This window comes from Pseudomonas alkylphenolica (assembly GCF_016009175.1).
GTDB lineage: Bacteria > Pseudomonadota > Gammaproteobacteria > Pseudomonadales > Pseudomonadaceae > Aquipseudomonas > Aquipseudomonas alkylphenolica_B.
On sequence record NZ_JADUCM010000001.1, the window covers coordinates 114,938 to 127,533 of the forward strand.

Consider the following 12,596-nt stretch of genomic DNA (forward strand, 5'->3'; position numbering starts at 1 on the left):
GGGCGATGGGTGCTTTTTAAGGGGAGAGGTTATATTCCGTCCAATTATTAATAACGATATATTAATAATAAAAATGAATATGCTTGTAGGAGCCAGGCTTGCCGGCGAACCAGGCACAGCGGTGCCCCTGATGCACCGCGTCATCGTTTTTCGCGGGCAAGCCACGCTCCCACAGGTTGGGGTGTACCGCAGACGTGGGGAACCCAATTTTGGGGAACCACACCCGGTCAAAGAATGGCGGTAAAGGCCCACAGATCAAGCAGCAGCACCAGCGCCGCTACGCAGGCCAGGAAGTATGTCTCTGAGCTTGTCATGACCAGGTCCCCATCGTGATGGTGTGTTGGGGACCTGGTGCAAATTCCGCTCCAGGCTAAACGCGAAATTGCTGCATCAGCCCCTGCTGATGGTTGGCCAGGCGGTTCAGCGCCTGGCTCACCTGGGCCGACTCTTGCGCCTGCCCCGAGAGGGATTCGGTGACATCGCGAATGGTCGCCACGTTGGTGTTGATCTCTTCGGCGACCGCGCTCTGCTCCTCGGCGGCACTGGCAATCTGCAGGTTCATGTCGGTGATGACCGACACCGATTCGCCAATCTGGCGCAAGGCGGCAACCGCCTGTTCGACCTGCTCGACGCTGCCTTGCGCCTGCTGGTAACTGTTGCTCATCGAGCTGACCACGTCGCGGGTGCCGCGTTGCAGGCCTTCGATGACCTGACGGATTTCCTCCACCGAGTCCTGGGTGCGCCGGGCCAGGTTGCGCACCTCGTCGGCCACCACGGCAAATCCGCGCCCGGCTTCACCCGCACGTGCGGCTTCGATGGCGGCATTGAGGGCGAGCAGGTTGGTCTGTTCGGCAATGCTGCGGATCACTTCCAGCACCGAACCGATCTGTTCGCTGTTGGCCGCCAGGCCTTCGACCTGGGCCATGGCGCTGCTCATGTCGACGGCCAGGGCATCGATGGCGCTGGTGGTACGGCCAATCACCGTGAGCCCTTCACGGGTGGCGAGGTCGGCACCTCGGGCAGCATCGGCGGCCTGTGCGGCGCTGCGCGCAACATCCTGGGCAGTGGCGCTCATTTCGTTGGAGGCGGTGGCCACCTGGTCGACTTCACGGTACTGCTGCTGCATGCCGGCGCTGGTCTGGCTGGCGATGGCCGCGGCCTGGTCGGCAGTGCCGCGGGCGTCCTGCACCGAGCGTTTGACGTCGGCGATCACTGGTTGCAGCTTGTCGAGGAAGCGGTTGAACCAGCCGGCCAACTCGCCCAGTTCGTCCTTGCGTGCATAGTCGAGGCGCCGGGTCAGGTCGCCCTCACCGCTGGCGATGTCCTTGAGCATGCTGGCCACGCCGAGGATCGGCCGGGTCACACCGCGCGCGGTCAACCACACCAGCAGCAGGCCGGCGATGGCGGCGGCGACCCCGAGCAGCAGTTCCAGCCAGGTGCCCTGGGCATTGCGCTGGTCCAGATCGCTTTGCAAGGCCATGGCCGGTGCCAGCAGGGTGGTCATCGGTACGTTGAGCAGCACGCCCCAGGGCTGGGCGTCTGCAATCGGCTGCAGCGGTGTCAGCACCTGCAGGTAGCCGTTCGCCTGGCCTTCATGGGCCTGGCCCTGACGTTGCAGTGCCAGCAGTTGCTCGGCGTTGTCGGCGTAGGCCTTGGACAGACTTTGTCCGAGCAGGCCGGCGTCGCTGCTGTAGCCGGCCAGCAACCCGGCCGGGCTGACAATGCTGATAGCGCCCTGGCCTTGATACAGGCCTTGGCTGCCTGTGGCTGCCAACTGCTGGAGGTTGCTGAGGCTGATGTCCATGCCGACCACCGCGATCAGGCGACCGTTGTCGATGACCGGAAAGGTCAGGGTGGTGATCAGGGTTTTCTGCCCCGAGGCGTCATCGAAGTACGGGTTCAGCAAGCACGGCTTGAGGCGTTGTTTCGGGCAGTTGAACCAGGTGTTGAACGGGGTGCCGTCGAGCATCGGCGTGGCGTCGCTGATCATGTCTTCGGTCACCGCCAGCGTGCTCAGGCTGCCACCGCGCTGCGCCCAGTAGGTCGCAAAACGGCCCCGTTCATTGCTGCCCGACTCGGCGCGTCCGACAAAGCTGGCGTCGTCGCCGCTCAACTGATCGGGCTCGAACACCAGGTACAGGCTGAGCAGTTGCGGGTTGGCCTGCAGCGACTCTTTGACCTGCTGGTTGAGGGCGTCACGCAGGGCCTGTCCACCCACGTTCAGTTTCTGCAGCTGGCTGCGCTGGCGCAGCACTTCGCGGGACAGGTTCAAGCCGTCCTGGTAGGCCGCCATGAAGTAGCGCTGGATGGTCAGCGCCTGCACCTTGCCTTCCCCGTGCATGCGTTCGCGTGCCGACGCTTCGAGCATCTGCGCACTGCTTGCCTTGACCAGCGTGGTACCCACCCCCATGCGGTACAGCGAGATACAGATAAGCATGGCGACGATGGCCAGCAGACAGAGGCCGGTCAGCAGGGTGATTTTCCACTGGATGGAAAGCCGGTTGAGAGGCATTGAAGCGGTCCTTGTGCGAAAGGGAGCGGGTAGAGGTCCGACGATGTGCGCAGTTTCAGGAAGTCGACAGGACCCGGCGGCTAGGTAAATCGGGTGGCGCAGACAGGGCTAATGGCTACCTGATATCATTTTCCAGCACATTTCACGCCATACTGACTAAAGTGCTTTAGTTTCAATGGGTTAATTTAAGTTGAAGTATCTTTTGGGGCGTAGGTAGATGGGCTAAGCGTCAAATTTTGCGACAAACTGTCTCGTAGTGAATCATTGACCGGCTAATTGCCGTTGTAGAACTCAGGGAGCGTCAGCGTGGCAAAACAGCAACAATCGAGGGGCGAAACCAGTCACCGGAGATTCAAGTTCTCCACCCAGCGAACTGTTCAAGCCACAGAAGCCAACCTGTTCATACATGGTTATTCGGCGGGGCATGACCTTGACGATCGACAGGCACTGTCGTGCAGTATTCCCCACGAGCTACATGCGCAGCTGAATATCTTCGCGTTCTGGGAGTCCAGTCATTTCACCCGCATTAACCCGACTACCAAAAAGCTGATTCTCGCGGCCACGCGCGTGCATGTTGCGGCTTCGTTAGTTGCATTGGCTGCAGACCGGGTCGTCCACTTCGCGGCGATTCGCAACAGGGCCGAAGAAATGGGCCGCGTGCTGTTAGAGCAACTTCGTGAGTACCTCAGGCAGCACCATCCCGAGGTAACCCGGGTCAATCTGATTGGCCACTCACTCGGTGGTCGCGTTGTGGTGACAGCACTGCGAAACCAGCCATTGATGCAGTCCGGCTTGTCGCCGCAAATCGACAATGTTTTGCTGATGGCGGCCGCTGTTGAAGTTTCATCGACGGATGCCGCGGCTATGTTGCATCGGATCGACGGGCGCTTGATCAACGCGTATTCCAAGGCCGACGGCGTCCTGCTGCTGAATGCGGACGAAACCTGCCTGGGGCGTAATGAGGTCAAGTTCTTCGATAACGTGCACATGGAGAAGTTTGATCACTCCGACTATTGGCCCAAGTTGCGCGACGTGATGAAAAAGGCGGCGTTCTCGGTGCTGGCCGACCCTGACACCAGCCTTGCGTTGCGCCCGGAAAACGACTTCGCCAAGAAGGACATTCACCTGTACCAGGTGCTTGCATGTTCTGACGCAGGCTTGCTTGAAGCCGCGATCACGCACCTTAAAAGCAGCAGCTGGACCTCGATAAGCGACGGCGAGGCAGACCGTGCGTTGGCGTTCACCCGCGAACTGCAAGCGGTTGCCGGGCATTTCCTGGTAAATTTTGCCCGGGGTAATGGCCTGCGTTACTCGAAGGTCCTGATGATGCTGGCCGAACATTACGGCCTCGGCGCGCAGCTTCACCATTGCGCCAAGGTGTACGAGTACGAGGCCGTACTGCTTAACCATGTGTTCCAGCATGCCTTCCCCGAGGGCCACCCCCTGGCGAACGCGAGCATCGACGAGGTCAAAGCGTTGCCGCAAAGCGACTACCTGGCTGCCGTGGATGCTCTGGCCCAGCGCCTGACGCTTGCGTCGTGCTTTCAGTTGACCGGTGAGGCAGGCAATTCACTGGTGTCGCTGCCGGCGGAGCAGGGCGCGATGGCATCCGACATCGCCTTTGCCGATACCGTGCAAACCTACTGGCAAAGCGCTGTCGAGCGGCTGCGTAGCCTGGAAAAGCAAGCCTCGCGGGTGCTGACCAACCTGAGCACGGCAATCAAGCCGGGTTACTCGGCGTTGATCCCCGCTATCGCCGTGGTGCATTACGCGCGCCTGCAACTGGGGGACGAGTACCTGATCTAGTCGGCCTGCGTGGCCTGGCTTGCAAACAGGAAGGAAAGGGCCGACGCCGTGATGCGAGATACCGTACGATTCGGCACCCTGTATCAACGCCCACTCGCCCAAAGGATGCTGTACCGATGGACCCTCTCTACCTCATCGCCCTGGGCGCCATTGTCGCGGGCTTCGTTCAAGGCCTTTCCGGGTTTGCCTTTGGCATGGTCGCGATGTCGTTCTGGGCCTGGAGCCTTGAACCCCAGGTTGCCGCCACATTGACGGTGTTCGGTGGCCTCACCGGGCAGTTGATCGCGGCGTTCAGCATGCGTCGCGGTTTTCGTTGGCCGTTGCTGTGGCCCTTTGTACTGGGCGGCCTGGCGGGCATTCCGATGGGCGTGTGGGTGTTGCCCTACCTGGACATGCTCTGGTTCAAGGCGGTGTTCGGTACGTTGCTGGTGCTCTGGTGCCCGTTGATGTTGATGGCGCCACGCCTGCCCCGGTTGAACGGCGGGCGTCTGGCCGACGGCGCAGTAGGGCTTGCCGGTGGCGTGCTGGGCGGAATAGGCGGCTTTACCGGCACGGTGCCGACGTTGTGGTGCACCCTGCGCGGCTTTGATCGCGATACGCAGCGCGCCGTCATTCAGAACTTCAACCTGTCGATGCTGATGGTGACGATGCTCACCTACCTGGGCGCCGGGCTGGTGACGCGGGAGATGCTGCCCATGTTCGGCATAGTGGCGCCGGCGATGCTGCTGCCCACCTTGCTCGGCACACGGGTGTATGTGGGGATCAGTGAGCTGGCGTTCCGGCGGATTGTGCTCGGTTTGTTGACGCTGTCGGGTGTGGCGATGCTGATCGCATCGGTACCGACGTTGCTGGCTGGGTGATCAGCGCTACGGGTCGGTGATGGGCATGACGGTCGTGCAACCTACCGTCATGCACCCATGCCAACACCCGAGGCCCTGCAGCGCAGCGGTGTTATCAGGCCGTTGCGCCGATCAGTTCAACGCCCCTGTCGGCCACATCGAGGAGAAACGGCAGCGGCAGGGGGTGTGGCGACTCCAGCGATGAAACCTCAAAACCACCCACGACAAGGGGCTGACGCTGTTCCAGTACGATCGATTCCTGCGCCAGCCGGTTGAGCATGTTCGCGTGGTTCATGGCGATTTCGTTGAGCGTTGACACGTTACATCTCCGATAACAGATCAGGTGCCTCATCGGCGCCCGCAAACAATAATAATGACCGCTGCCGCGTCAGAATTACGTCTTTACGGGGCTGCTGTGGCCGCATGTGCAATCGCCAAGCCAGACAATAGGGGGAGTGTCTGGCTAAGCGTTATTTGCGACGAGTGGTAATAAAACGGGTATTACGTAATAGCGCGTGGTACTTCATCAGTGTCAGTTCGGGTGGAAAATTGGCGCCATAAAACCTACAGTGGGTGCCATCAACTTGCCCTTGCCAAGACGCTGCCTTGCATCTTTAATTGTTACTGAATGTGAAGGCGCCACTGTATCAGCTATATCTTATCTATCAAGGCTTTAGACGCGCTTTAAGGTTTCATCAGGGTCTTTTTCTGATCTGCCCACAGACAACATCAAAGGACGTCGAAGAAGAAATGAAAGAGAACTTGGCAGTGGTAGTCCGAAAACTCATATCACCTTCCCTGCGTTACGAGATAAGAAACGTTTCAAGCAAGTTACGGGAGTTCCTCGCACGGGCGTGTTTCTGGCGGTGGGAGGTCATTCGTTTCAAGCTGCAGCAGGAAAGCCCCTACGAATTTCTCTACATTGGCCGCAAGCAGCAGCGGGAGATGGCCAAGCTGCTCATCGGCGGCAAATCACAGGACAAATTGCAGGCGCAAATTCCGGTGGCCGACCGCCAGGCGCAACCTGACGCCTCGAGCCAGGTGGTGGTGATCAGCGAAATGCCTACGTCGGGATCGCTGAATGTGCCCCATTACCTCAGCGCGGTGGTGCCGCTGGGGCGATCGCTTGAGGACATCACCGCGCGTTACGACAGCGAGTTGCGCCGCAGCATTCGCAAGAACCGGCCGCTGTACAGCATGCGACGCACAGTGTCGGATGAAGAGATTGCCATGGCCGACAAGGACCTGTTGCGGCCGTATGCCACGGCCAGGCAGGGCATTCATGCGGCGCAGTTTCCCACCGACGAGGTGTTTCGAATTGCCAAGACGGTCGGTCGCCTTGACCTGATCATGTTGGGCGATGAAGTGGTGGCCTGTCACCTGGGCTGCGAAATTACCCGGGGCGATAAGCGCTACTGGAGCACGTTGCGCTTCGGCTATTGCGAGTCGGTGTTTTCTGATGCCAAAAAATTGCGTGAGGTGAACTCGATCACCACGTTCATGGCACTTGAGTGGGCCCTGGAAAACGGCTTTGACTATTACGATATTGGCCTGTGTCTGGCGCGTCCGGATGACGGCTTGTTGAAGTGGAAGAGAAGGCGCGGCGGCGATGTCGATTCGCTGGGTAATCACTCTTATATGTTTGTGCGGTTACCAAAAAGAGGCGTTGCCAAGTTTCTCTGGGATACACCGTTGTTTGCAGTTGAAGGTGACAAGTTGACACTTCATCTTGGCCTGCCGGAGGGGCCGAGTGAAGAAGAACTCGCCAGTCGTTACCATGAAATGGTATTTGGCGGGTTGCATAAGATATATGTGTATGGTGCTAAAAGTTCGGGCGAGGCATTTCTCGAAACCTTGCGCAGTCGTTATGCAAGTGTGCAGTCCCCACCGGCAATGGAAAGAATCTTATCCAACTGAGCAGCAGCGCATCGTGCTGAACTAGTTCCAGCACGATAACTGGCTATTCACCCTGCCACAAAGGGAGGACGCTTCATGGGAAGCGATATGTCAAACTTCAGCACTTCAAACCCTGGCAGTCGAAACAAGTGGACCCTTGCCGCTTATAAACACATGGCAAGAAAGCGACTTGTACGCCAGGCAGAAATCAATGTTAAAAGTCTTGCCGTTAAAACCTGGGATATTGCCCCGGGCGAAACGACGATTACCCCGCCCGCGTTCTTTCTGCCCAATCAGCTGGAGCGGGTAACCGGCTGGGAGGCAAAGCGCTTTTATCCCTACGTGCACCCCGCTCGTACCATGGAAGGGCACCTGAGTGTTGAGCAGGGGCCTACACGCGGTTACCTGATCAAGGACGTGTGGCTGGTCGACGGGGCACTGTACAAGGGTAACGCCAGCCACTGGCTGTCGTTGAAGCCCAGCCGGTTTCCGCGGATTGCCGTGGAGAACGAGATCGGCCGTGCGGCGGTGTATTGCACGCAAAACGGCAATTCATGGTTTGGCACCTGGTTGATGGAAGACTGCGTGACCTACGCCCTGGCGTGCAACGAAGGCGTGCCGGTGACCACAGCGCCCTCGGCGCGGTTTCCGCTGTTTACCCAGGCGCCGGCCTATGAAGACTGGCTCGATATGCACCCGTACCGGTTGCGCAGCGCTTTTTTCCGCGAGCTGGTGCTGTTCGATGACCTGAGCAACAACCGCAGCCGGCATTTACGCTACCGCGCCATGGGCGAAAAGCTGCTGTCACATGTGAACTACGCAACGCACCCCGGCGTGTTCCTGCTTCGCGGCGGGGACGGTGACCTGCGCTTTTTGCGCAATGAGCTGGAACTGGCCGAGCATCTGCACAAAACCCGGGGTTTTCGCATCGTCGACCCGCTGCGCACCGATGTGCCCGCGATTGTCGCGGCCTGTGCCGGGGCGAGGACGGTGATCGGCGTCGAGGGCAGCCAGCTGGTGCATGGCATGAATGTGCTGCAGGCCGGCGGCTCACTGCTGACGCTGCAGCCGCCCAACCGCTTTGTCAGTTACTACAAGTACCTGACCGATCGCGACCACCAGCAGTTTGGTTTTGTGGTCGGGATCCCCGAAGGCGATGGCTTCAGGATCGATGTTGAAGAGGTTGAGCGTACGCTCGACCTGTTTCCCGGGTGATAAGTGGTGTCAATAAATGGTTTGCGAAGCAGAAAGAGTCGCATTTAGTATCTCAGCCATGAAACACATTTACGGATCCAATCGTCGAAACTGCATCGCCAATGAACACCGCTGCATGCCCGTTGGTCTGAAAAAAACGCATGCACAGGTCGTCATTGGCGTGTTTGTTCAAACCTGGAACTTTGCGCGTCCGCGACTTCGGTAGTGGCTACAGGGTAACCCGGTACCAAGTGTAAATAGTTGGAATAACAAGACATTTTCTCGAGCCTGGGCAAGTTTCCGAGCCCCGGAATACGCTGCGTCGTGCCGGTTTTGAGGGCCTGGGGAGGCCGCTAAAAGCAGTGTGACCATTGGCTGACGATATTTTGACTGGGGCGAGCGCGCCCGATTGATTTTTATTATGGTGTCGGATCATTGACGTAGTGTCACTCTGCCCATAAGCTCCAATCAGAAACGACAAAAACCTTCCGCCTCCCAACGCTGTTTATCCTCTTTGCTGGAGGGGATCATGCGCTCGACACTGTTCATAAAGTCCATTTTTCTGTTTGTACTCATGAGTGGTGCCGCCGGGGCTGCCGACTCGTTTGTAAATAAGACAAGTGTGGTACCTAACGCAACAGCGGGTTGGTTGCTGGCGTTTGCAGTAGTAGGTTTTATGGCAGTTGCCAATCGCCGCAAAGTGTAATTAAGGTTTCGAGTTCTTCTAAAACCTTACTGTTCAAAGATGCCGTTAAAGATGCCTGGTGCGTACGCTCAGCTGTTTGCTTGTGCCTGGCATCCGTTACACCGATATTGATTTTCGCGTCGCTGGCGCTGGCCGTGCCTTGTCAATTCTCAGGCCATTGCTATATTCCAGTAGACCCCGCCACAGGCCGGCAATGCTGGTCACGGCGGGTGGGCATTACGCGTTAATCGGGCCCCCGGGACGGTCGGGGCCATCGCAGCCGGCAGGTGTGGCTGCGAAGCGGAGCGAGAGGTTGTGTGTTGTTCTCATTTAGTGCTCTTTGCATGGCTACTTGGCCGGAGGGAACCTGATGAAGCGTTCAATATTTTCTGCGCTCTGCCTGCTGCTGGTCTGGTCCGGTACGAGCAGCGCCACCGAAAGTAGCGCGTCTTACGTGCTTAGCCCTGGCGACAGGGTCCTGGTTTCGGTCTGGCAAGAAGACAGCCTGCGTCAAGAAACCACCGTACTCCCCGATGGCACTATCACCTTCCCGCTGGCGGGCTCAATCGATGTGCGCGGCCTTGATGCCGCGGCCGTTGCGCAGAAAGTTGCCGCCAAACTTGAAAAATTCCTTCCCGATCCGAACGTCAGTGTTGTCATTACCAGCACGGCCGGTAATCTCGTCTATGTGCAGGGCAAGGTGATCAAGCCGGGCCCGGTACCGATGGCGGGGCCGACCGCAGTACTGCAGGCGCTGAGCATGTCTGGCGGGTTGGACAAGTTTGCCGACGAGAGCGAGATCAAAGTGGTTCGCCAAAAAGGCAGCCGTCAGGAGATACTGCCTGTGCATTACAAGGATCTGGTCTCCGGGCGTGACATGTCCACCAACATCCAACTTCAGGCCGGCGATACGCTGGTCGTACCTTAAATTCACTTTAACTATTAAGTCTTCTAGTGCCTCTAATAAGAACTACCGGTGTTGTAACGGCAATTCTGTGTTTGCCGTATCCGATCATGGCTCAAGCCGCCGTTTGGCAGTCTTCAGCCGTTGTGCCCACGACAGTCGAGTACGACAGCAACCCGTTGCTGTTGACGTCGCAAGAGAAGGGGGTGACGCGCACGATCATCGCCCCCGACTTCAGCCTGGTGGGCACCTATGGGCGTGACGAATTGCGAATGGGGCTGGGGGTGCAGGTGATGCGCTCATCCGACACGTCAATCGTTGACGACCGTGAAGACCCCAGTGTGTTGCTGGGCTGGCAACGCGAGACGGATCGCGGGCGTTTTGGCCTCAAGGGTCAATACATCGAAAGCTCGACCTTGTCGGGTGCCGTCCAGGATACCGGGGTGGTCGCCACCGACGGTACGCAAAAGATGTCGATGCTCACCGCCAACTGGAGTAGCGCCATTACCGAGCGCAGCACGTTGGAGAACGAGACCACGTACAGCCATGCGCGTTACGACATCAATACCCTGACCGGCTACGACGAGCTGGGCACGGTCCTGACCTGGAACTATGCCTGGAGTGAGCGCACGACGCTCTACACCGGGGTCGGCGCCCGGCGTTATGAGCCGCAGGACGACACCACCGCTTCGGCCTCCAACAGCTACACCCCGCTCGTGGGGGTGAAATACCAACTCTCCGAGCGCTGGGAAACTGACGTGCATGCGGGGGTGAACAAGGTCTCTGGCGACGATGGCGGGCAGCGCGGTGAAGGCGGGGTTTCCCTGCGCTACACCGGCGATCTTGCCGATGCGCGCTTGAGCGCCGAACGTAGCACCGTCGCCAGTGCAGAGGGCGGGTTCGCCGAGATCGACACGGTGCGCGGTATCTGGAGTTACGCCGCCACCGAGCTCACCCGTGTCGGCCTTGATGCGGCGTGGCAAGACAGCAAGGGGCAAACGCCAAACACCTTGCAAACCTACGGCGCCTGGGCCAGTCGAGAATTTTCGCCTTTTTGCGATCTGCGCCTATCGTTGCAATACAAGGAGCGCCAGCAGGACAACCTGCCGGATGCTGAAGGCACCATCGTTGGACTGACCCTGACCTATAGATTTCCCGACCTCTGACTCTCGGCATGGTGGCCCCATGAAATCTGACTACGAGCTGTCCCTCAACGACTACATCGCGATTATCAAGGACCGTGCCCTGTTGTTGGGGATTAGCATCGTGGTGATTCTCGCGGTGACGGTGGCGGTGGCCGTCATGGTGCCGCCGCTGTATCAGTCCACGGGGACCATTCTCGTGGAGTCGCAGCAGATTTCTCCGGACCTGGTGTCAGCCAACAACAATAGCTTCGCCGATGAGCGCATCGAGGTGATCCGTCAGCGGGTCATGACCCGCGACAACCTGTTGCGCATCATCGACAAGTACGGGTTGTACGCCGACAAGGGCAAGCGCTTCAGCGAGTCCGACAAGATCGACCAGATGCGCAATGCCATCGTGGTTGCCACGCTCAGTACCTATGTCAAAGGGCGGGGGGAGGCGACCGTGGCCTTCAACGTGTCCTTTGAGCACAAGCGCGCCGATGTGGCCAAGGACGTTGCCAACGAACTGGTTACCTTGTTCCTTAACGAAAACCTCAAGCAGCGTACCGAGCGGGCCAGCGAAACCACCGAGTTCCTCACCCAGGAGGCCAACAAGCTCGGTGCCGAACTGGCCAGCCTGGAAAACCAGCTGGCCGACTTCAAGCAGGCCCATGCCAATGCCTTGCCCGAACACCAGGCGTTGCGCATGAGCATGTTGTCGCGCTCTGAACTCGAGTTCCGGGAGGTCGATCGCGACTACAAGGCGGCGCAGGAAGAGTTGCGCTACATGGAGCTGGAGCTGTCGGCAGCCAATGCCGGCCTCGCCACCAAGGCGGACGGCAGCCGGCCAACGCCGGCAGAGCAGCAGCAAGACTTGCCCACCCTGAAGGCCGAGTACGCACAGCTGTTGACCCGATATAAAGAAGCGCACCCGGATGTGGTGGCGGTCAAACGCAAGATCCAGGCGCTTGAAGCAACCGGCGGCAAAGGCGCGACCACTTCGACGGTGAGCCTGGACGTAGCCCGGGTACGCACCCGCATCAGTGCTGCGCAGGAACGTATTGCTTCACTGGCCGAACAGAAGCGCCAGCTGGTGAAGAAGATGGAAGGCTACGAGGCCGAGATTCTTGAAGCGCCGCAAGTCGAGCGTGGCCTGGTGACCCTGATGCGTGACCATGACAACGCGCGCAAGAAGTATGAAGAAATTCGGGCCAAGGAAATGGGCGCGAAAATTACCGAAAGCCTGGAGCAGGAGAACAAGGCAGAGCGTTTTGTTCTGCTCGAGCCGCCACTGATGCCAGAGAAACCGGTCAAACCCAACCGCAAGAAAATTGTCGCACTGGGCATGGTACTGGCACCGGCAGGTGGCGCTGCACTGGTGATGCTGCTTGAGATGCTCAACCAGCGCGTGCGCGGTGTGGGCGCCCTGGAGAGTGTGGTGGGTAAACGGGTACTGGTAGCCATTCCGTATATTTCGACGCAAGCGGAGCTGGCACAGCGCAAGAAGTGGCGAAAGCTGCTGATTGTCGCAGGTGTGTTACTAGTGGCTATCCTGTTAGTACTGGTACACCTGCTGTACATGCCTCTGGACCTGCTGCTGTTTAAAGCTATGGCTCGGTTTGAATAGGGAAAGTAG

Annotated in this window: 10 protein-coding genes and 1 pseudogene; 8 read left to right on the forward strand and 3 right to left on the reverse strand. The window is 58.9% G+C overall.

Annotated elements, in window-relative coordinates; all coding sequences use genetic code 11:
• Positions 1-370: 370 nt before the first annotated feature.
• Together I5S59_RS26615 and I5S59_RS26620 are read right to left on the reverse strand one after the other, a co-directional pair.
• The gene (locus I5S59_RS26615) at positions 371-1,126 is read right to left on the reverse strand and encodes a methyl-accepting chemotaxis protein (RefSeq protein WP_420066430.1); all 756 of its coding nucleotides are present in this window, start codon (positions 1,124-1,126) and stop codon (positions 371-373) included.
• 102 nt (positions 1,127-1,228) lie between these two features.
• Positions 1,229-2,512, reverse strand: a pseudogene (locus I5S59_RS26620) (HAMP domain-containing protein); the annotation flags it as partial.
• Between the two features lie 306 nt (positions 2,513-2,818).
• Here I5S59_RS26620 and I5S59_RS00645 point away from each other — a divergent pair.
• The gene (locus tag I5S59_RS00645) at positions 2,819-4,318 is read left to right on the forward strand and encodes a DUF726 domain-containing protein (protein WP_197874919.1); all 1,500 of its coding nucleotides are present in this window, start codon (positions 2,819-2,821) and stop codon (positions 4,316-4,318) included.
• A 116-nt stretch (positions 4,319-4,434) separates the two neighbouring features.
• Positions 4,435-5,178, forward strand: a complete 744-nt coding sequence (locus tag I5S59_RS00650) for a sulfite exporter TauE/SafE family protein (RefSeq protein WP_197874920.1) — start codon at positions 4,435-4,437, stop codon at positions 5,176-5,178.
• Between the two features lie 94 nt (positions 5,179-5,272).
• Here I5S59_RS00650 and I5S59_RS00655 read toward each other — a convergent pair whose 3' ends face one another.
• A complete protein-coding gene (locus tag I5S59_RS00655; RefSeq protein ID WP_197874921.1) occupies positions 5,273-5,476 on the reverse strand; it encodes a hypothetical protein in 204 nt (67 codons plus the stop codon).
• A gap of 431 nt (positions 5,477-5,907) precedes the next feature.
• On the opposite strand from I5S59_RS00655, the gene I5S59_RS00660 reads away from it, so the two are divergent.
• From I5S59_RS00660 to I5S59_RS00685, 6 genes are all read left to right on the forward strand, one after another.
• Positions 5,908-7,074, forward strand: a complete 1,167-nt coding sequence (locus tag I5S59_RS00660; protein ID WP_197874922.1) for a hypothetical protein — start codon at positions 5,908-5,910, stop codon at positions 7,072-7,074.
• Positions 7,075-7,149: 75 nt separating this feature from the next.
• Entirely contained in the window at positions 7,150-8,268 is a 1,119-nt protein-coding gene (locus I5S59_RS00665) for a glycosyltransferase 61 family protein (RefSeq protein WP_197874923.1), read from the forward strand.
• Positions 8,269-8,776: 508 nt separating this feature from the next.
• Positions 8,777-8,953 (forward strand): EPS-associated small membrane protein EppA, encoded by a 177-nt coding sequence (gene eppA, locus I5S59_RS00670; protein ID WP_164897266.1) that lies wholly within the window; start codon positions 8,777-8,779, stop codon positions 8,951-8,953.
• A 349-nt stretch (positions 8,954-9,302) separates the two neighbouring features.
• A complete protein-coding gene (locus tag I5S59_RS00675; RefSeq protein WP_197874924.1) occupies positions 9,303-9,860 on the forward strand; it encodes a polysaccharide biosynthesis/export family protein in 558 nt (185 codons plus the stop codon).
• A gap of 26 nt (positions 9,861-9,886) precedes the next feature.
• The gene (locus I5S59_RS00680; RefSeq protein ID WP_197874925.1) at positions 9,887-11,002 is read left to right on the forward strand and encodes a hypothetical protein; all 1,116 of its coding nucleotides are present in this window, start codon (positions 9,887-9,889) and stop codon (positions 11,000-11,002) included.
• 19 nt (positions 11,003-11,021) lie between these two features.
• A complete protein-coding gene (locus I5S59_RS00685) occupies positions 11,022-12,587 on the forward strand; it encodes a GumC family protein (protein WP_197874926.1) in 1,566 nt (521 codons plus the stop codon).
• The last annotated feature ends 9 nt before the right edge of the window (positions 12,588-12,596 follow it).